Here is a 20,107-nt window from a genome sequence, read left to right as displayed (position 1 = left end):
TGGAGCCAGTCATGCAGCACGCCACCTCGGCGCCTGCATACCGGGCGGAGGGGCAGGTATTTCAGGGGCTGAATGATCCGGCTTTCCTCGAATTCATGCGATCTGGCAGCAGCGCAACGGGCAACCAAATGCTGCGCAACACCGCTGCGCTGCGCTGCCTCACCCTGATCTGCAATGGCCTGGGCATGCTGCCCTTGAGCCTCTACCGAGAGGGAAACGACAAGCAAAAGGCGACTGATCACGCGGCCCACAAGCTGGTGCGCATCAAGCCAAACCCCTACCAGACTCCCATGGAGTTCAAGAGCCAGATGGAGCTTTTGCTGGAGACGGAAGGCAACGCCTATGCGCGCGTCATCCGCTCCGGAGGCCGCCCGATTCACCTCATCCCCTTCGAGAAGGGGCGGGTAACTGGGAAGCTGGGCCCGGGCTGGCGCATGCAGTACCAATGCACAACGGAGAACGGCGGCCAGCTCACCCTGGACCAAGAGGAAATCTTGCATATCCGCGACCTGTCGCTGGATGGCATCGAGGGCCTCTCGCGCCGAAAACTGTCCTCTGAGGTGTTCGACCTGGCAGCCGGTGCGCAGCGTGCGGCCTCTAACGTGTTCCGCACTGGCGTGATGGCTGGTGGCGCAATCGAGGTTGAGGGCGAGCTATCCGAGCCAGCTTTCAAGCGCATGAAGCAATCCATGGACGAGGACTACACGGGGGCCGAAAACGCCAACAAGTGGATGATTCTGGAAGATGGCGCCAAGGCCAAGCAATTCGGCTCCACGGCCCGTGATGGCCAGAACATTGAGAACCGCAACCACCAGATTGAGGAGGTTGCCCGCCTGTACGGCGTGCCGCGACCCCTCCTGATGATGGATGACACCAGCTGGGGCTCTGGCATCGAGCAACTGGGCATCTTCTTTGTGCAGTACACGCTGGCCAGCCGGTTTCAGTCCTGGGAAGAGGCCCTGGCCCGCACCCTCCTGACCGACAAGGAGCGCGAGAGCCTGTATTTCAAGTTCAACGTGCGTGCACTGCTGCGCGGCACCCTCAAGGACCAGGCGGACTACTTCGCCAAGGCCCTGGGCGCTGGTGGGCACCAGCCATGGCACAACGCCAACGAAATCCGGGACCTGGCGGAATACCCCGCTGACCCGAATCCGAAGTTCAACACCCTGGGCGAGCCCACGGGAAAGAAGGCAAAAAGATGAGCCTAAAGAAACTACCTGAGCTGAATGCGAGCGCATACGCGGGCATTCGTGGGCACATCCAGTCCTATGTCTTGCCCAGCGCCATGTCGCGCTGGACGCCGGGCATACAGGCTGCAGCAGGCGACTCGCCAGACAACGTGATCAGCATTCTGGATGTGATCGGCGAGGACTGGTGGACTGGGGAGGGCGTCACAGCGAACCGGATTGCTGGCGCCTTGCGCGCCATTGGCGACCGGGACGTAACCGTGAACATGAACAGCCCAGGCGGCGACATGTTCGAGGGGATCGCCATCTACAACCAGCTGCGCATGCATCCGGGCCGCGTCACGGTGAACATTCTGGGCATTGCTGCCAGCGCGGCCTCTGTGATCGCCATGGCGGGCGACGAGATCCGCATAGGGCGCCCATCGTTCCTGATGATTCACAACTGCTGGTGCTTGGCCGCTGGCAACCGCCACGACTTTGCCGCGCTGAGTGAGCAGATGGCGCCCTTTGATGCGGCCATGGCTGATGTGTACCAGGAGCGCACGGGCGTAGACCTCAAGCGCATCACAACCCTGATGGACAAAGAGAGCTGGATTGGCGGCTCTGCAGCAGTGGCGGACGGCTGGGCCGACTCCCTGCTAGAGGATGCCGCCATCAAGCACGGCGCTGACACCCAGGCCTCAGCGGTCCGCCGCATCGAGGCCGCATTGCGCGCAAGCGGCTTGCCTCGTAGCGAGGCGCAGCGCGTTCTATCTGATTTCAAGTCCAGCCTGAGCGATTCGGCTGGCAATGGCGGCCTGAGTGACTCGGCAGCAAAACCCGTAGCAGCGCAAGCGCTGCAAGACCTCATTGCCACCATGAAAGGCACAAAATGACCGACATCAACAAGACCATTGAAGACCTGGGCCGCTCGTTCGAAGAGTTCAAGAGCACCCACACGCAAGAGCTGAAGGCTCTGAAAGACGGCAATAGCACCGCCGACTTCCTGGCCAAGCAGGACAAGATCAATGCCAACATTGATCGCCTGCAAAAGGAAGTGGAAGACGCCCATACCAAGATCGCATCTGCCCAGATGGGCACCGGCACCAAGGCGCTGCGCGACAAGGAGTACACCAGCTCCTTCGAGGCTCACATGCGCAAGGGCGACGTGCAAGCTGCCCTCAACAAGGGCACGGCGGAAGAAGGCGGCTACCTGACCCCCGTGGAATGGGATGGCACCATCACTGACAAGCTGCGCGAAGAATCGCCCATGCGCCAACTCGCCCAGGTGCAGGTCACCAGCAAAGCAGGTTGGAAGAAGCTGTTCAACATGGGCGGCACTGGCTCCGGCTGGGTGGGCGAAACGGACGTGCGCCCCGAGACCGCCACCCCTGTGCTGGCTGAGCTGGGCTTCGGGCACGGTGAAATCTACGCCAACCCTGCTGCCACCCAGCAGATTCTGGACGATGCAGAAATCAACATCGAGGCCTGGCTGGCATCGGAGGTGCAGGCTGAATTCGCTGAGCAAGAGGGCGTGGCTTTCATCAGCGGCGATGGCGTCAAGAAGCCCGCTGGCATCCTGACCTACGTGACGGGCGGCTCCAACGCGGCCAAGCACCCATTTGGCGCCATCAAGGCGATCAACAGTGGTGCAGCAGCCGATATTGGCTCTGATGCTGTGCTGGATCTGATCTATGGCCTGCCCAAGAAGTACCGCCAGAACGCCCAGTTCCTGACCAACAACCTGACCATCGCCAAGCTGCGCAAGTTGAAGGACGGACAAGGCAACTACCTGTGGCAGCCCTCTGCCCAGGCTGGCCAGCCTGCAACCCTGCACGGCTATGGCTTGGCTGAGGACGAAAACATGCCTGATGTGGCCGCAAATTCGCTGCCCATCCTGTTTGGCGACTTCAAGCGCGGCTATCTGATCATCGACCGCATGGGCATCCGCGTGCTGCGCGATCCGTACACGAAGAAGCCCTATGTGCTGTTCTACACCACTAAGCGTGTGGGCGGCGGCGTGCAAAACCCAGAGTGCCTGCGCGCTCTGAAGGTCGCTGCGTAAGCCACGGTGTAACCCTGGGGGGGCTTCGGCCTCCCTCTTCATTTCAGGAGCAAGCAATGAAAGCAACCAAGCAATTCGATGGCGTCAAGAGCGGCGAAATCTACCCGACCACATTCAACCCTGGCGACGAAATCCCGCCTGAGCTGGAAGCCGCGGCTATTGAGCTGAAGGCAGTGGACGCCAAGCCCGCTGCGCAGAAGCCCGCCAAGCCGGAGGCCTAAACCATGTTCCTGACCACCCCCGAAGTGCTCGCCCATCTGCGAGTAGAGGCCGGTCAGGAGGATGCTCTGATTACCCTGTACCAGGGCGCAGCGGAGCAATCCGCCATGGACTACCTCAACCGCAAGGTGTTCGCAGATCAGGCGGCGCTTGACGCGGCTGTGGCTGCTGGCGCTGCCGGAGCTAGCCCGATGGTGGTCAACGACGCCATCAAAGCAGCAATTCTGCTGACGCTGGGCCACCTGTACGCCAACCGCGAGGATGTGGTGACGGGCCTTTCGGTCGCGCGGCTGCCTCTGGGTGCGCGGTCGCTTCTGCGGCCTCACCGCATCATCAATGGAGTCTGAGTATGACCACTGCTGGCCAACTGCGAAACAAGGTGCGGGTCGAGAAGCAAGGCCCCGCTGAGAACGAATGGCATGAGCCGCTTCCAGATCAATGGGTGTTGGTGTGCGAGCCCTGGGCCGACATTCGCCAGCCTTCGGGCCTAGCCACGATCAAGGCGGGCGCACAAACCTCGGTGATTCGCACCTCTATTCGCATCCGTTACCGCACCGATGTTGCCCCAGGCATGCGGGTTGTGCATGGCGCGCGCGTCTACGAAATCAAGGCCGGTCCGCTTTCGGTTGATGGAAAGCGCGAATTTATAGACCTCGTTTGTGAGGAAAAGACATGACGAAATCCCGAGATACGCCGAATCAGGCCAAGCCTGTCACGGCCAAGCCAGAAGCAGCAGGCAACGACCCGATTACGGTCCTCTCCACTGCGCGGGGCAGTTTTGGCCCATATGGCTATGCCGCTGGGCTGCTGATCATTGGCGTACCTGCCGATGTTGCCAAGGCCAACAAGGCGTGGCTGAAGTCTGACCCGGCTGCGGTCGAGGCCGCAATGGCTGCTGGCACTGACGCTGTGCTGTTCAAGAGCTGACCATGGCCCGGCGCACGCTGTCAACGAAGGGCGGCAATGGCCGATCCAAAGTGCTCAAGGGCAACAGCAGCTTCGGCATTGATGCGGACCTTGGCGGCATGTTTGATGGCCTGGACGCGCTGGAGGAGGACATTGAGCAGGCAATCCGGCCAGCCGCCCAGGCGGGCGCGCAGGTTCTGTATGACCGGGTAAAGCTCAACGTGTCGACCATGGGCAGGGTTACAGGCAATCTGGACCGATCGATCTACCAGGCATACAGCCCGGAAAACTCGGTTGAGGGCCTGCGGGTCGAGTATCACGTTAGCTGGAACCACAAGAAGGCCCCCCACGGGCATTTGCTTGAATTTGGCTGGATGCAGCGCTATCGCATGCGCCCGGACGGCATGGGGCCAATGGTGCGGCCTGGAATGGACGGCACCAAGAAACCGGGGCGACGTGCTTCCCAGGCCGAGAAGGATGCCTATTACGTGCCGCTGCCCACGCCCAAGCAGATCCCCGGCTTTGCATTCGTGCGCAGTGCTTCGAGTTCGATCACTGCAGCTCAGGACGCGGCGCGCGATGAGCTTTGGAGGCGGCTGGGCCTGAAAGGTTGATATGTCACTTGAGAGCGATCTACTTGCTGTGATCGGCGCGCACTGTCCTCGGGTGTTTGTGGGGACTGCTCCCTACAACACCAAAACACCCTATGTCACCTGGCAGCACATCGGAGGCGATCCGCTGCGCTACTTGGACAGCGAGGCGGCAGACAAACGCAATGCGCAGATACAGATCAATACCTGGGACGCAACGGCGCTCGATGCGCTGGCGCTGATCCTGCGGCTGGAGGAGGCCATTTGCAAGGCACCTCAGTTCCAAGCAGAGGCTTATGGCCAGCCTGTCCTGTCCTATGACGACGCAGACATAGCCAAAGGCTACTTGATGACCTTCTCTATCACCGGAGCGCGCTAACCGCCCCGACCACCAGACACCGGCTTAGGCCGGTTTTTTTGTGCCCGACGAGGGCTGTTCCCACCCGCAAAGCACGCGCCGAGCGGGTTTTTTGTTTCAGAAAGGGCCAAAAATGGCTTCTCTACCTACCGGCGCGCGTATTGCTGTCGCCACTTCGCTGTCTGCAAAAAAGACGATCTCTGCTGTTACCAATGCTGCTGAAGCGGTCTGCACCTCTGCAGCCCACGGCCTGCAGGTTGGCGACATTGTGATTGTGTTCTCCGGCTGGGGTCAGCTCAATGGCCGCGTGTACCGCATCAAGGCTGTACCGACGCCGGACACCTTCACGCTGGAAGGTCGCAATGCCAACACGACCAACACCAACCTGTTCAGCCCTGGCGGCGGCGCGGGTGGCTTCGTCAAGGCCCTGACCTGGGTTGATGTGGTTCAGATCCTGAACAACACCAGCTCGGGCGGTGATGCCAAGAAGGTGACCTATCGCTACCTGGAGAGCGAAAACGAGCAGGAAATCAATGATGGTTTCACGCCCGTCTCGCGCTCCATCGAAATCGACGCGGACGCCATCGAAACCCCCGGCTATGACGCACTGGTGGACCTGTCGGCCACTGGCGCGGACACGATCCAGCGCCTGACCATGAAGAAGGGCGCTGTGTCGTACCTGGCCTGCACTGTTGCCTTCAACGAAGAAGTGACGATGCAGGACGGCCAAGTCAACCGATGCAAGGCTGACTTCTCGGGCAAGTCCAAGTCCACCCGCTACAGCAACAGCGTGTAAGCACTCCCGGGCATTTCGCCCATCACCCATGCACCGACGCAGCCGCTTCGCTCCTTTCAGTGGGGCGGGCGGCTGCGCACGGGCTTATCTGTTTCCCTCCACTGAAAGAAAATCGTTATGACCACCGAAACCAAGAAGCAAAAACCTGCAGCGTTCATCTTCGGCGCGCGCCCTGAGAGCATCCCCGGCACTGTCGAATTCACCAGCGTGACCGGCCAAGAGGTGAAGCTCGAATGCCAGTTCATTTATCGCACCCGCAAGGAGTTTGCGCAATTCTGGGACCAACTTGCCGAAGCCAAGGTCAACGGCTTTGAAGAAGGCGAGAAATTCAGCTTTGCCAAGCTGGCAGACCAGGGGATCGAGGCCAACGCAAAACGCACCATGCAGTTTGTGAAGTCCTGGCCGCTGGATCTGGAGCTGAGCCAGAAGAACCTGGAGCAGCTCTTTGACGAAGAGCCTGAGGCTCCAAGCGCGTTCTGGGAGAAGTACCGTGCCATGTGTACGGAAGGCCGCCTGGGAAACTTGAAGCCGCAGTAATTTCGTATTTCAAGCCCGCCCCAGAAGTGGCTGAAGGTTGTGAGCCAGAGGACTACTGGGAAGACCCGGTAGAAGTCTGGCCCGAAAACTGGGAGACGCTGCTGCTCTTTGTGAGCATGCAGACGCAATGGAGCATTGCGGTCGGAGTGGGCGGAGGCGGCAGAACAGGGATGTGGTACGCATCCCTGTACCCGCTGCTGGATCGGATTGCTGCGGGCGATCAAGAAGAATGGGATCACCTCTTCGCTGAAATGCGCGCCCTGGAGAGAGTGGTTCTTGCAATCGATGTGAAGTAGGGGCGCGGGCCTGCTTCATGCAGGTCTATTTATCAATGGCTCGGCCAATTCTGGTCGGGCCATTTCTTTTTGCGGGGTTCAAAATGGCAGAAGGCGATAGCCGCAAAGCGGAAATTGACATTGTTGCCAAGAACAGTGCCAAGGGCGCGTTTCAGGAGGTCAAGGACGATGCAGCCAGCATGGCGGCATCCGTGGAGCAGTCGGGGAAACGCGCCGCAAAGGGCGTCGACGGAATTGGCGACGGCATGTCCACTGTGGCGCAGAAGTTCACCAAGGGTGAATCTGTTATTGCCACGGCGCTTCAAAAATACATTGAAAAGACCACGATTGCAGCCAAGGCTGGAGAGAGCCTTTCTAGCGCATTTTCGCAAAAAATCGAATTGCGCGGCCTTGATGCTGCGAAATTTGACCCGCTTATTCATAAGGCGCGCGAGGCCGAGGCTGCGCTTGCTGCGGTAAAGGCACAACAAGCGACTTCGGCGCGCAACGATAGCTTTTTGAGTTCTTTGCGTGAGCAGTCCAATGCCATCGGCAAAACGCGCACTCAACTGCTGGAGTTGCAAGCCGCAGAAATGGGACTCACCAACGAAGCTGCGCCAATGCTCGCAAGGCTCCGCGCGGCTGAGTCTGGCTTTGGCAAAGTGGGAATTGCTGCGGGCCAGACCCGAATGGCGCTGCAACAGCTGCCCCTGCAGTTTCAGGACATTTTTGTGTCCCTCCAAGGTGGTCAGGCACCGCTAACCGTGCTGTTGCAGCAGGGTTCGCAGATTGTGGGCTCCTTTGGCGGGGTTGGCGCTGCGGCCAAGGCCATGAGCGGCTACATCCTGGGTCTGGTCAACCCGTTCACTGTTGCTGGCGCTGCGGTTGGTGTGCTCGGGCTGGCCTACTACCAAGGCAGTCAGGAGGCCGACAACTTCCGCAAGATACTGGTTCTTACGGGCAACCAGGCGGGAACCTCCGTCGACCAACTTAGCTCCATGGCCAAGTCCATGGCCGCCGTGGTTGGCACGCAAGGGGCTGCTGCGGCTGGGTTGGCCGAAATGGCTCAAAAGAGCAAGGTAGGTTCCAAGAACCTTCAGGAATTCACAGCATCGGCAATTCTGTGGGAGAAGGCCACGGGGCAGGCAGTGGCGGAAACTGCCAAGCAATTTGCTGAACTTGCCAAAGATCCGCTCAAAGCGTCCATGGCGCTCAACGAGCAGATGAATTTCTTGACTGCTGACGTTTACAAGCAGATTCGGGCGCTGGACGAGCAAGGCAAAACACAGGAGGCTGCGGAAGTTGCGCAGCGCGCCTACTCCAATACGATGAAGGCACGCCAAGCCGAGATCACTGCAAATCTGGGTGTTCTGGAGCGTGGGTGGAAAAGCGTCGGCGATACCGCAAAGAAGGCCTGGGACAAGATGCTGGACGTTGGCCGTCCAGAATCGCCATTGCAGAAGGCACAAGAGAACCTCACCAGGCTGCAGGAAGAGCTGGAGCAAAAGCAATCGGCTCCTCTTGCAGTGGACTCTGCGGCAATGCGATCCTCAAGGGAGAAAAGCCTTGAGAACCTCAAGAAGCAGATAGAGGCGACGAAGGCGCTCCTGTCGCAAATGCAGTCGGTCGATAGCGTCACTGCTCGCATGGCGGCGGACAACAAAAGCTACATCGATGCATCTGATGCTCTGGCCCAGGCGGCAAAGCAGGGGCAGACCGTAGAGGAAAAGCGGCTGGAAGTCGCGCGGCAACTGGCCGAAGAGTACAAGAAGGCTGTGGAAGCGGCAAAACGCCTGGGCGGCATGGACCTCGGAAAGGTTGAGGCCGACTATGCTCGTGCGTCTCGCGCCAACAATGCCGCCAACCAGCGGAGCATTGATCGTGATGCGATGCTTGATGCTGTGGCGCGCGTGGAGTCCGGTGGGCGCCAAACTGACCGTAGCGGCAACGTCGTCACCAGTAGCGTCGGCGCTTTGGGCATGTACCAAATCATGCCCGCCAGTGGCCCACACATGGCCCAGTTGGCTGGGGTGGAGTGGAGCAAAGCCCGTCTGGAGCAGGGTGCCAACTATGGGCGAACACTTGCCTCTGCCTACATCGAGTACCTGATGCGCAGCTTTGACGGTGATGCTGTCAAAGCGCTCACCGCCTACCACTCGGGTAAGGGCAATGTCGACAAGGCCATTGCCAAGGCCGGTGTTGGTGGCGATTGGCTGCAGAACATGGGTCCTGAAGGCCAAAAGTATGCAGGCAAGGTGCTGGGCCAGTTCACCACTGATGCGCAGGGGAACTACAACGGCCTTGTTCCCGGCGTGGCACTCAACAAGGAGGCCATTGCCACTCAGCAAAAAATCCGGGAGATGCAAGACGCCACGGCTGCGGCCACGGCATCTATGGCAGCGCAGCAAGCGGGCTACAACAAGATCATGGCCGACTTCATCGGCATGAAGGCGACGGAGCATTGGAAGACTCTTTCAGAAGCTGAGCAAAAGGCGCTGGAGCAGGATGCCATTGCAAAGTCGAACGCAGATGCATTGATGCAGTCGCATCAAGCATTGGAAGATGCCTTGAAGGGTGCTGATGCTGCGTGGCAAGACTACGGGGCGGCAATCTCTGGAGTGGTGGGATACACCAAGGAGATGGCGGCTGAGCAGGCACGCTATGACAAGGTGATGGCTGATGCCGCCAAAAATGGTCTGAGTGAAGAGACGCAGCTCAAATCCAAGGAAGAGCATCTGCGCACCTTAACTGCACTGCGAGAGAAGGAGGCTGGATCGAGTGCGGCATCTCTAGCACGCCAGGCAGATCAACTCGAAGAGACCAACAAGCACTACGGTAAGTCGGCAATCGTTATTGGCGAGATGACTGCCCAGCGCTTGAAAGATGCTCTGGCGGCGGAAGTGCAGGCCAATGGATATTCCGATTTGGCGAAGAAGCTCGAAGCTCAAGTTACTCAGCAGCAGCGCGTCAATGCCGCAATGTCAAAGGCCGAGTTGAACAAGGCCCTTGATACCTTCAAGGAGCGCACCCGCGCTGCCCGCGAGTCGATGGCCGTATCAGAGCAAGAGCTTCAATTGATGGGCCTGTCTGGGATTGAGCGGGCAAAGGCTATTGCGCAGTTAGAGGCGCAACTTCGGATCAGAAAGGATATAGCCGAGCTGGAGCGCAAGGGGTTGCAAGGCGCCGAGTTGGCAACTGCTAGCGAAGCGGCAAAGACAGCAGCTCTGGAAGAAGCCCAGGCCAAAGTGCAGCAAGCAATGGTGGACGAATGGAAGAAGACGGTTGACCAGTACGACCAGATCTTCTCTCAGGGCTTTGCTGACATGCTCAACAACGGCAAAGACGGCTGGAAGAGCTTCACCAAGAGTCTGACAACCACCTTCAAGACCACAGTCGCCGATCAAATCTACAGGATGTTCATCAAGCCCATCGTGGTCAATCTGGTGGGCAACTTGATGGGTATGACAGGTGGCAGCGGAGGTGGCGCGGTAGGCCAGATGGCCAGCAGTGCATCCAACATGATGAATGGAGGGATGACCAACTGGACCAACATGGGCACGGCGGCAGCCGACTGGATGTGGAACAACGGCATCTCCATGGTGAACAACGGCTTCACCTCCGTTGGTGGCGCCATGATGGACTTCAGCAGCACCATCTCCAATGTTGATACCTGGTTCAAGGGGATCGGCCTGGAGGGCGGTCTGGGCTCTGCCGTGGGCTATCTTGGCTCGGTGGTGGCGCTTGCCAAGGGTGACTATGGCGCGGCCATCGGCTCTGCCATTGGCACGTACATCCTGCCGGGCATCGGCACAATGATCGGCTCTTGGCTGGGCAGCGCGATTGGCGGGCTTTTTGGGCGCAAGCTCAAAGAGTCGGGCATCGAGGGCGAGTTTGGCGGAGAGTCCGGTTTCGAGGGGCGTCTGTACAAGTATTACAAGGGCGGACTCTTCCGGTCGAACAAAACGACCTACGAAGACATGCCCGAGGAAATGCGTAAGGGCCTGGGCGACCAGTTCCTGACGATGGACAAGGCGATCCGCGACATGGCTGGGGCCGTGGGCCTGAGTGGTGAGGCCTTGGATGGCTTTACCGCCAAGTTCAAGGTTGACCTCAAGGACCTGAGCCCAGAAGAAGCCACGAAGAAGCTGCAGGAGGAATTCCAGAAGATCGCCGAGCAGATGGGTGGTCTGGTGCTAACCAGCGAGGAGTACACCCGGGCAGGGGAAACCCAGCTCGAAGCACTCACCCGCTTGTCAGGCTCTATCACGCTGGCAAATGAGTGGTTCAAAGCCGTCGGCGACACGCTGTTTACCGTGGGCTTGGCTGGCGCTGATATGGCGTCTGAGCTGATTGATGCCTTTGGCGGGGCTGATAAGTTCCTGTCGGCAACCAGCAAGTATTACGACAAGTTTTTCAGCGATGAAGAGAAGGTGGCGAACCAAACGCGCCTGCTCCAAGACGCTTTGAAGAAACTTGGTGTTGATGCTATGCCGATGAGCCGCCAAGCCCTGCGGGACTACATCAACAGCATCGACGTGTCGACCGAAGCCGGGCGCAAGCTCTACGCGGCCTTGATTGGCATGGCTGATGCCTTCGATGTGGTCTATTCGGCTGCAGAGCAGGCGGAAGCGGCGCTCAGGTCCTCGCAGGAAGCCTACTACGACAAGTTCTACTCTGACGCGGAGAACCAGCAGCGCAAGATGGAGGAGGTGAACAAGACCTTTGAGGGCCTTGGCTTGACCGTCCCCCGCTCGCGCGAAGAGTTCCGCAAGATGGTCGATGGCATCGACCGCAGCACCGAGGCGGGCCAAAAGCTCTACAAGATGCTGCTCGATATGTCGGGCGTGTTCGATGAGCTTTACACCGCTTCGGACAATGCCATGCAGCAGATGGTTGACATGCTGGCAGAAATTGCTGGTATCAAAGACGATCTGACCCTGGACCTGCTCAGAGCACAGGGTAACGATGCTGAGGCCACCAGGCGCGAGCGCGAGAAGAAGCTGGCTGAGCTGGAGAAGTACAAGGACCCTTCCGTAATCCAGCTGCAAAAGGACGTATGGGCGGCGCAGGACAAGGCCAAGGCGGACGAAGAGGCTCAAAAGGCCCGGGATGCCGCAGAGGCTGCAGCGCAGAAGGCCTACGACGCGGCCTATGCGATGGCCATGAAGAACCTGCAGGGCGCGGTTGGCCGGGAAAAGGAATACTGGGACAAGTTCGTCAGCGATGCAAAAACATCGCTGGAGAAGGCGGCCAGCTTCTTTACCCTGGTGACGAATGCCGCAGCCTCTTTGCGCGATCCAATCGAAGATGTTCTGGCTATGCAGGCTGCGGCTGGCATGGTCTACATCGAGAACGCGCTGGAGCGGGCGCGGCAGGGCCTGGGCCTGCCTGACTACGACCAGACCGACAAGGCGATCAACGCGGCCAGCTCCGGCCTCGTCATGGACTACTTCGGCTCACAGGTCGAACTGGACTATGAAAAGAAGGTGCTGGCCGGGCAGCTGGACGAGTTGGGCAAGTACGCCGACACCCAGAAGACCGATGCAGAAAAGCTGATCGACGCGGGCAATGCCCAGATTGAGCGGCTCGATGGCATTCTGGACTTCTGGAACAACTATGGCCAGGAATCGATAGACGCAACGCTGTCGGTTGCAGATGCGGTCAACGCAATGGCCAAGTTGGTCGGAGGTGGCTCCACCTCCACGGGCGGCGGCTCTGTGGGCTCCGGCTCCAGTGGCGGCAGCTCGGGCAGTTCTGGCGGCTCCTCCGGTGGTTCATCCTCTGGCGGCGCATCGCTGGGCGGCTCGGTGGCGGGCTCCTCGAAGTACCCCACGATCATCGGCTTTGATGCCGAGGGCCGTGCGTACTACAGCGACGGCTCCAGGGGCGTCAAGCCTGGCGAGTACGACGCCAGCGGGGTCAGCAAGAACGCGGCCTTGTCTGAGGACCAGTGGGAGCGCTTGAAAGCTGGTCAGTCTGTCTATGACGGCTACTGGCTGGGTGGCAAGCAGTACGGCCTGGAGATGTACGACTGGGACCCGTCCAAGCAGATGTATGTGAAGCGCCCTTCATTCGATGTTGGCACGAACTTCGTGCCCTACGACATGAAGGCGAACTTGCATGCCGGTGAGCGGGTGATTCCTCGGGCCGACAACAAGGCCCTGATCGCGGCTTTGGAGGGTGGCGGTAACGCTGCTCAACTGGCCGAGGTTGTGGCCGAGCTGCGCGAAGTCAAGGCAAAGCTGGCAGCCATCGAGGAGAACACCGGAGCGGGCGCATCCTTTGGCAACCAGACGGCGGAGATCCTCAAAGAGGTGACCGAGGGCGGAAACGCCATGCGCACCCTCGATATGGCGGACGCCGAGCCTGCCCGCTGAGCTGACTGTCTTTAACCGCCCCTGAGGCGGCTTTTCTTTGCCCGCATGGCTAACCCCCATGCGGGCATCTCTATTTTGAAAGGGCTGCAATGTATGTCCTAGTGCCTAAAACCATCACTGACAGCATGATGCTCGCGGGCACAATTCCTGCGGTCGATACCGAGGCAGGAGAGGTGGCGTGGACTTCTGGCCAGACTGTGGCCATCGGCAATGAACGGGTCTACGGTGGGCGAATCTTCCGCTGCGCCAAGGTTCCGGATGACCTGAGCAAGCCCCCGCCAGCGGACGAGCTGAGCTGGAGCGATATTCGGCCATGCAACCGCTATGCGCCTTTCGACTCCTACGTCCAAACCGCGCAGGTAGGCCGCAAGGGGGTGCTCACCTATGTGCTGAAAGTGCCGTTCATTGATGGCATCTCACTGCATGGCCTGCAGGGAAACCGGCTGCAGATCAAGGTAACGGATGGGGTCGGCGGGCCCGACCTCATCCCGCCCATCGATCGGCGTCTGAAACTCCCACGCCTGGGCTGGTGGCAATACTTCTTTAGGGAACGCTCTCCAGTCAAGAGCTACCGGCTCGAAGGTCTGCCCTACAAGTCTTCGATGGTGATCACCATCACCATCACCGCAGACGAAGACCAGGCCGTGGCCGTGGGCTGGCTGTCGGTGGGCAACTGGACGGCATTCGGCGTGCGCAGCTCTGGCTCGCGCTCCGGCACCCTGTTCGGGGTCAGCGCCGAGATCCAGAACTACAGCTTCCGCAAGGAATTCGAGGATGGGACTTTCCGCCTGGTGCCGCGCGGCTCAGCGGTCAATTTGACGCTTCCTGTTGTGGTGGATTCGGACGAATCCAACCGCCTATTCGCGCTGGTGGAAAAGCTCAAGGACACGCCTGTGTCGGTCTATGCATCCAGCAAGACGAAATACCGATTTATTGCAACGGTGGGATGGCTCAGCATTGGCTGGCAGCCCGTCACATCGCGCACTACATCGCTCAATGTGAATGTGAAAGGGGTTGTCTGATGGCAATCGCAAACGTACCGAATATCCGTGACCTGGGCACGGTGCCCGACAGCAACACCATGGATGAAGAGGAGTTCAGCCAGACTGCTGAAGTCTTCACGGGCAATATGCCTGGATGGGGCTCTGATGTGCATGATGTGGGTGTGTCTGCAAAGACAAACGCCGAGCATGCACAATCCCAGGCCCAGGCGTCAGGGGCGAGCGCTAACACCGCAGCAACATCGGCAAACGCCGCCCAGGGTTTTGCCAACTCCGCCCAGGCGTCCAAGGATGCTGCTGCTACTTCGGCTGGAAATGCCCAGCAAAGCGCGAGCGCTGCGGCTGCAAGCCTGCTGAGCATGCAAATGCTGTACCTGGGGCCGAAAGCTGCCCCGCCCACGACCAATAATCAGGGCGGTCCGCTTACCCTGGGCGCCTGGTTCACCAACACGACCAATGGGGCATGGTACTGGTGGAGCGGCACGGTCTGGAAGCTGGGCATGTCCGACCCGGATGTGGGTACGGTGACTTGGGAAAACGTGCTCAACAAGCCGACGCTTGCAAATGGCTGGCTGACCGATGTTGTTCTGAAGGCCAGCAATACCTGGGCGAACCTGCTGAGCAAGCCGACCACTGTTGCAGCAGCAGGCCTGACAGACGCGGTTACGACAACCGCGCTCAATACAGCAATTGCCACAACGGTGCTGCTCACTGGTGATCAGCCGATTGCAGGCAAGAAGACATTCAGCGACCGGCTGAAATATCGTGATCCGGCTACGCTCGCGCAACTGACTGTTGGCGGCACTCGCAAGGTGGTGTTGAACACTGCTAGCTCACAGTGGATCACGCTTTGCTACTTCGGCAGCTCCAATCGGCCCCTGTATTCCAGATTCATTCTGTCGTGTCCAGAGCGCCACTGGGCGGCAGAAATCACCTTCTCCAAGACGACTGCAGGCGCTGGTGGCGACTCCTGGGCATCGATCCGTGTTCTGGGAGCATATTCCTATTTCTACGCCTATCCCTATCAGTATCGCATCAGCGGCTACAGCTCCAATAGCGGCTCCTTCATTGAGATGCGCTTGCCCGGGTTCGGCTCCACATCAGAGACATACGTGCTCACTGTGCTTGAGGAATACCAGACGGAGGATACCTTTCTCATCGATTACCCACTGGGGGTAGTAGATCCTGGGGCGACCCGAATGCTTCCCAACGCCCTGACCTTTGGGCACAGCGGCGGCTTGTACTACCGCTATGGGGAAATCGTCTGTGGCGGCACCTATGCGCCTGTGATCGAGAACAACGGAGCTGCTGGGCAAACAACCTTGGAATCGGTGGCATAAATGAGCACATATCAATTCAATCGAGACTATTTGAGCGTCACGCGCCTGGCCGATGGCAAGGTGATCCGCTTCGATGACCAGGACCCCAACTATCCAGAGTTCAAGGCGTGGGCTGAAACCAATCTGCCCTTGCTGCCCGAGCTAACACTGGAGGAATTGCAAGAGCAGAACGCAAATGCACCCATTCAGCCCCTCGATCGTGCTCTTGAGTGGTTCGAGGATGCGCGCGTGGGCCTGCCGCAGCTTGTCGGCGGTGAGTGGGTGCGCCCGGTAGAAGCTGTCGATCTGCGGGCTGATGCCAATCTTCCGGTGCTGAAAGAGCGTCTGCTGTTGCGCTTGGCAGATGTGCGCTACCAGCATGAAACGGGCGGCATCCTGATCAATGGCTCCCAGGTCAAGACCGACCGGGAGAGCCAAGCCACGATTACCGGCGCGTACACCCGAGCGATTGACGATCCGGCCACCACTGTGCGCTGGAAGGCTGACAACCATTTCGTGACCTTGGATGCTGAGGCTATCAAGATGTTCGGCGGTGCAGTCTTCGCCCATGTGCAGGGCTGCTTTGCGCATGAAGCCGACTTTGCCGAGCAGATCGAGCTTTGCAAGAAGGTTGATGCGCTGCTGGTGCTGGCGGTGATGATCAACGAAGGATGGGGGGCGTGATATGGCGCTTCCATCTACTGGTCTGATTACGCTGAGGGCCATAGGGGCAGAATTCGGCACCGCCCAGCCCGTGACCTTCACCAAGCTCTACGGCAAGGCGGCTGGCATTCCTGCCTCTGGATACATTGGCTTTACGCACTTCTACGGCAAGTCGAATGCCTTTGTGCTGAATATCTCCGCCAGTGTGGCGCAGCCTAATATTCGGTCCCTGGCAACGGCTGCAGGTTGGAATGGATCGGCGCCGCTGATCGTCAATATCACTGCGCCGCTGATCAATTCGCTTGACCTAGGGAGCACCGCCTTTGCTGGTGGCATCACTTTGAACGTGTCTGCCGGTACGCGCATCGGCGGGGTGGGGGCCTCTATGAGCGGTGGTGCTGGTATTGGAGGCAATCCCGGCTCATTCGCATTCAAGACGCGGGTTCCAGTCACGATCAACAACCAGGGGATCATCAGCGGTGGTGGTGGCAGCGGCAGTGCAGGCGATGGCCGGTTTGTTGACTACAACACGACCCGAACTATTTCTGATGACGGCTATGGTGGCTCAGGGCAAGGCTTTGCGTCGTTCAGCGGCCTGACTGTCAATGGACAGGGATTTGGCCTATCAGCCACCAGGCGGGAACACCCCGGAGCGGTGCTTGGTGGGCAGACGAAGCCTTGGGCAATTGGCGGCAAGGGTGGTGATGGCGGCACATGGGGCCTGGCCGGGAATGTGGGCAGCGGCATCACAGACTACGGCGGCTCATATTCGGCAACCGGCATTTCGATCCGGGCGGCTCCTGCTGGCGCTGCGGGCCCTGCAGTCGATGGCAACAGTTTTGTTACCTGGGCCGCACCTGGCACACGGCTTGGCGGACTGATTAACTGACTTTTTTGTGATTCACATACCCGCATGGTGCGCCCAGCGGGTTTTTTCATATCTGAGAGGGGCGCGCATGAGCAATGGTGCAGAAAACGGCGCGATTGTCGCGGGCAAGGCTGCAGCCTATGGCGGGGCAACAGGTGCATTTGTGAGCGGGCTCACGGTGTCCGAGTGGGGCGTGATCGGCGGCTTGCTGATCGGTGTTCTGGGCTGGGCCTGCAGCCAGTATTGGTCCTGGCGTAAAGACCGCCGCGAGGCGCGCGAGATGGAAGCGCGCATGCAGCACAAATTTGGTACGGGATGGGATGAGCTATGACAGATGCACTGATTCCAAAAGAGCCGAGCATTCCGGCTTCGCTGGCGCGCAAGGGGGCGATCCCTGCAGCTCTGCTGGCCGCGCTGACCAGTCCCCTGGCGTACACCATGTTGGAGCGCTGGGAGGGCAATGTCCTGAGTGTCTATGCCGACAACCTGGCGCATGGCATCCCTACGTACTGCGCTGGCCGTACCGACTGGAAAGCCAATGTGGGCGACAAGCTCACTGATGACCAATGCCGGGTGGTGAATAAGGCAACGCTGCTGGAGCATGGCTTTGCCGTGCTGGGGTGTGCCAACTGGGACTACCTGACGGCCAAGCGCCTGATCGGTTTGACCATGTTCGCAATCAACGTGGGTAAGGAGGGCGCTTGCGGCTCCCAGGCCGTCAAAAACATCAACGCTGGCCAGATCGTGCAGGGCTGCAATCTGATCGCCCGCACGCCTTCTGGTGCGCCCAACTGGTCAAACGCTGGCGGAAAGTATGTGCAGGGCCTGCAGAACCGCCGCCAAGCTGAGCGCGCCTTGTGTCTGGAGGCAGCATGACCACCGGTGTAATTCTGCGAATTCTGGCCTGTATTGCCCTGTTTGCCACCGGTGCTCTGGTGAACGGGTGGCGCATGAGTGCCAAGGTAGCCAAGTGCGAAACCACCCAGGCCCAGGGCGTGGCAACCCGCGCCAAAGCCGCCCGGGCCGACGAAATCCAAACCGCCCAACTGGAGAGCAAACATGCAAAAGACACGATCTACAACGCCGACAAGCTGGCCAGCCTCAAAACTGGCATTGCTGTTGATGTGCGCTCTGAGCTTGAGCGCGCTCACAGGCTGCAGCTCAGCGCCGACAGCCGAGCCGCCACTTATCGCGCGCAAGCCGAAGCCGACGCCACTGCCCGCAGCGCTCTTGCAGATAAAGCCTCAGCCCTCGACCGCCAGCTTGCAGAGGGCGTCGGAGTGGTCGCGGAACTCGGAGGCGCTCTTAAACAGCGAGACGCCGAAGTAGCAGCGCTGTGCGACCAGGTGAACATCGAGCGCAGATTGAATGGTGACGCGAGCGATCAGGCATGCATTGGACAATAAAAAACCGCCCGGAGGCGGTTGCTATTTAATTTTGGCGTCTACGAAGGTGGCCAAAGCCAAACAATGCAGTCAGAGTAGCTAATCCGATCAGAGCCCACTCATTGATCGTTGGTACAGGAGTTGCAGAAGAACCGCCTCCACCGCCTTGCACATTGAAGGTAAGTACAGCGTCATCGCATACCGTGCTGTTTGGAGCGGGTAGACACACTCGAACAGTTGCGGTGTCCGTGCCCGTGTAATTGGCGCTGGGTGTATATGTGAATGCGCCAGTCGTTGGATCAATCGTCAGCTGACCATGTGCTGGTGGCGTCGCTGTTTGGAAGGCAGAGCCGGGAGGAACTTGTCCCCCAGTGCCTGCATTGCCAGTAACTGGCGTATTTACCGGAGTGGTAAAGCTCGCGTCGTTGATGACTGGAGGCGTTGGAGGGATAGCAGTTACGGTAATAGTTGCCGTAGCCTCCGCGCATTGAGGAACTGTTGTCTGGGTGCAGACTTGGTACTTGAAGGTGTCGGTGCCAGTGAAGTTTGCGTTTGGCGTGTACACGGCATTGCCAGAGCCATCGATAGACACGGTGCCATTGGTCGGCTGTGTCGTGATGGTTGGTGTGTTCAAACTTACATATCCCGGCTGGTTCGTGGAATCGTTGACGCGCAGATCGACGGTAACTGGCACTGCAGGGGTTGTGGTTCCCGTGTCATCAACAGCAGTCACCGTGGCGGCAGGAAGACCAAAAAAGAATAGCTCTCCACCACTATTATTATTTGCGGTGCTTACGAGCCGAACGGAACATACATTGCTATCGCGGATAGTGATCCCAAACAACTCATTGGGAGAGTTGCTGTTTAGAACCGCGGTGGTTGCGCTCCAGCTAGCGCCGGGAGTAACAATAGGGGTTGTTGCGGAAGGATTGGACACACGCAGCAGGTCAAAGCCGCTTGCATCGACTGCTTGACCAGAGCAACTCAAGAATGAAATGTTCACCGTTTCTTGAGCATCGACATCTTGCACAAAAAATGTCGTGCCAACGGGAAGCGCCTGGGGAAATGAGTACTGGGTATTTCCCCTGCGAATGTTGACTGTGCTTACGCTTGAGGGAGCACTGATTCCTGCAGGCATCCCTCCTCCAAAATAGTTCCATGCCGGGCAGTTCTGCCATTGCTCAGGCACAGGGGACGCATCCGCAGTAAGTTGGAAGGTTCCTGCACCAAGCGTACCTGCAAATGTGGTTGTCGCAGGAGTGTTTTCCGATCCGCAGCCCGTGCCAGGGGAGGTAGAGGTGTTGAACTGCCAACCATTAAAGTAATTTGAGTTCGCAGCAACTTGGATTGTTGCAGCTTGGGCCGCTAACGCAACACTACCAAGAACTGCGACAGCGATACCTGTGCGAGCTAACCCTATGCAAAAAGACCTCATAATTACTCCCATTTAAAATAGCTATGATTAATTGATGAAGAACTTTAGCGGTTTGATTGTTTGCTTTGTGAAGTTGCGAGTGCAATAAACCCTTGTTGACAGTTCATTATTGGGTTATTGGCAAATGTTAGCAATTGAAACATTGAG

22 protein-coding genes are annotated in these 20,107 nt (G+C 58.9%); 20 read left to right on the top strand and 2 right to left on the bottom strand.

Annotation, left to right across the window (positions count from 1 at the left end; genetic code table 11):
* The first annotated feature begins 11 nt into the window (after positions 1–11).
* The 12 genes from LAD35_RS15115 (at position 12) to LAD35_RS15060 (ending at position 6,933) form a co-directional block, all read left to right on the top strand.
* Positions 12–1,202 carry a phage portal protein gene (locus tag LAD35_RS15115; RefSeq protein WP_224149827.1) on the top strand — a complete coding sequence of 397 codons (1,191 nt, stop codon included), beginning with the start codon at positions 12–14 and terminating at the stop codon, positions 1,200–1,202.
* Complete coding sequence (locus LAD35_RS15110) at positions 1,199–2,062, top strand: head maturation protease, ClpP-related (protein ID WP_224149826.1); 864 nt, start codon at positions 1,199–1,201, stop codon at positions 2,060–2,062. Before LAD35_RS15115 ends, LAD35_RS15110 begins: the two co-directional genes overlap by 4 nt.
* Positions 2,059–3,231, top strand: a complete 1,173-nt coding sequence (locus LAD35_RS15105; RefSeq protein WP_224149825.1) for a phage major capsid protein — start codon at positions 2,059–2,061, stop codon at positions 3,229–3,231. Before LAD35_RS15110 ends, LAD35_RS15105 begins: the two co-directional genes overlap by 4 nt.
* Positions 3,232–3,287: 56 nt before the next feature.
* Positions 3,288–3,452 (top strand): hypothetical protein, encoded by a 165-nt coding sequence (locus tag LAD35_RS15100; protein ID WP_224149824.1) that lies wholly within the window; start codon positions 3,288–3,290, stop codon positions 3,450–3,452.
* A 3-nt stretch (positions 3,453–3,455) separates the two neighbouring features.
* Complete coding sequence (locus tag LAD35_RS15095; protein WP_224149823.1) at positions 3,456–3,797, top strand: head-tail connector protein; 342 nt, start codon at positions 3,456–3,458, stop codon at positions 3,795–3,797.
* A gap of 2 nt (positions 3,798–3,799) precedes the next feature.
* On the top strand, positions 3,800–4,126 hold the full coding sequence (locus LAD35_RS15090) for a phage head closure protein (RefSeq protein WP_224149822.1): 327 nt from the start codon (positions 3,800–3,802) through the stop codon (positions 4,124–4,126).
* Positions 4,123–4,377 (top strand): hypothetical protein, encoded by a 255-nt coding sequence (locus tag LAD35_RS15085; RefSeq protein ID WP_224149821.1) that lies wholly within the window; start codon positions 4,123–4,125, stop codon positions 4,375–4,377. The genes LAD35_RS15090 and LAD35_RS15085 overlap by 4 nt, the downstream gene beginning before the upstream one ends.
* Positions 4,378–4,379: 2 nt before the next feature.
* Positions 4,380–4,970: an HK97 gp10 family phage protein gene (locus tag LAD35_RS15080; RefSeq protein WP_224149820.1), complete on the top strand. Its 591-nt coding sequence runs from the start codon at positions 4,380–4,382 to the stop codon at positions 4,968–4,970.
* Position 4,971: 1 nt separating this feature from the next.
* Entirely contained in the window at positions 4,972–5,325 is a 354-nt protein-coding gene (gene gp17 / locus LAD35_RS15075) for a tail completion protein gp17 (RefSeq protein WP_224149819.1), read from the top strand.
* Between the two features lie 112 nt (positions 5,326–5,437).
* On the top strand, positions 5,438–6,100 hold the full coding sequence (locus LAD35_RS15070; RefSeq protein ID WP_224149818.1) for a phage tail protein: 663 nt from the start codon (positions 5,438–5,440) through the stop codon (positions 6,098–6,100).
* Between the two features lie 117 nt (positions 6,101–6,217).
* On the top strand, positions 6,218–6,637 hold the full coding sequence (locus tag LAD35_RS15065) for a phage tail assembly chaperone (RefSeq protein ID WP_224149817.1): 420 nt from the start codon (positions 6,218–6,220) through the stop codon (positions 6,635–6,637).
* Between the two features lie 26 nt (positions 6,638–6,663).
* Positions 6,664–6,933, top strand: a complete 270-nt coding sequence (locus LAD35_RS15060) for a DUF1799 domain-containing protein (RefSeq protein ID WP_224149816.1) — start codon at positions 6,664–6,666, stop codon at positions 6,931–6,933.
* Positions 6,934–6,965: 32 nt separating this feature from the next.
* Here the strand turns inward: LAD35_RS15060 and LAD35_RS15055 are convergent, their stop codons facing one another.
* Positions 6,966–7,655, bottom strand: coding sequence for a hypothetical protein (locus tag LAD35_RS15055; RefSeq protein WP_224152868.1), 690 nt, complete (start codon positions 7,653–7,655; stop codon positions 6,966–6,968).
* Between LAD35_RS15055 and LAD35_RS15050 the strand changes: the two genes are divergently transcribed.
* From LAD35_RS15050 to LAD35_RS15015, 8 genes are all read left to right on the top strand, one after another.
* The gene (locus LAD35_RS15050) at positions 7,602–13,289 is read left to right on the top strand and encodes a phage tail length tape measure family protein (protein WP_263434660.1); all 5,688 of its coding nucleotides are present in this window, start codon (positions 7,602–7,604) and stop codon (positions 13,287–13,289) included. The two genes, LAD35_RS15055 and LAD35_RS15050, sit on opposite strands and share 54 nt — an antisense overlap.
* An 89-nt stretch (positions 13,290–13,378) precedes the next feature.
* Positions 13,379–14,311, top strand: a complete 933-nt coding sequence (locus LAD35_RS15045; protein ID WP_224149815.1) for a hypothetical protein — start codon at positions 13,379–13,381, stop codon at positions 14,309–14,311.
* On the top strand, positions 14,311–15,630 hold the full coding sequence (locus tag LAD35_RS15040; protein WP_224149814.1) for a hypothetical protein: 1,320 nt from the start codon (positions 14,311–14,313) through the stop codon (positions 15,628–15,630). Before LAD35_RS15045 ends, LAD35_RS15040 begins: the two co-directional genes overlap by 1 nt.
* Positions 15,631–16,293 (top strand): DUF4376 domain-containing protein, encoded by a 663-nt coding sequence (locus LAD35_RS15035; RefSeq protein WP_224149813.1) that lies wholly within the window; start codon positions 15,631–15,633, stop codon positions 16,291–16,293.
* Position 16,294: 1 nt separating this feature from the next.
* Positions 16,295–17,161, top strand: a complete 867-nt coding sequence (locus LAD35_RS15030) for a hypothetical protein (protein WP_224149812.1) — start codon at positions 16,295–16,297, stop codon at positions 17,159–17,161.
* A gap of 67 nt (positions 17,162–17,228) precedes the next feature.
* Positions 17,229–17,471 (top strand): holin, encoded by a 243-nt coding sequence (locus LAD35_RS15025; RefSeq protein WP_184708059.1) that lies wholly within the window; start codon positions 17,229–17,231, stop codon positions 17,469–17,471.
* Positions 17,468–18,016: a glycoside hydrolase family protein gene (locus LAD35_RS15020; protein WP_224149811.1), complete on the top strand. Its 549-nt coding sequence runs from the start codon at positions 17,468–17,470 to the stop codon at positions 18,014–18,016. Before LAD35_RS15025 ends, LAD35_RS15020 begins: the two co-directional genes overlap by 4 nt.
* Entirely contained in the window at positions 18,013–18,546 is a 534-nt protein-coding gene (locus tag LAD35_RS15015) for a hypothetical protein (protein ID WP_224149810.1), read from the top strand. Before LAD35_RS15020 ends, LAD35_RS15015 begins: the two co-directional genes overlap by 4 nt.
* A 25-nt stretch (positions 18,547–18,571) precedes the next feature.
* Here LAD35_RS15015 and LAD35_RS15010 read toward each other — a convergent pair whose 3' ends face one another.
* Positions 18,572–19,663, bottom strand: coding sequence for an IPTL-CTERM sorting domain-containing protein (locus LAD35_RS15010; RefSeq protein ID WP_224149809.1), 1,092 nt, complete (start codon positions 19,661–19,663; stop codon positions 18,572–18,574).
* Positions 19,664–20,107: the final 444 nt, after the last annotated feature.

Source organism: Comamonas odontotermitis (assembly GCF_020080045.1).
Lineage (GTDB): Bacteria > Pseudomonadota > Gammaproteobacteria > Burkholderiales > Burkholderiaceae_C > Comamonas > Comamonas odontotermitis.
Note: the sequence above shows the minus strand (reverse complement) of the source record. Positions and strands in the feature narration are given on the sequence as shown.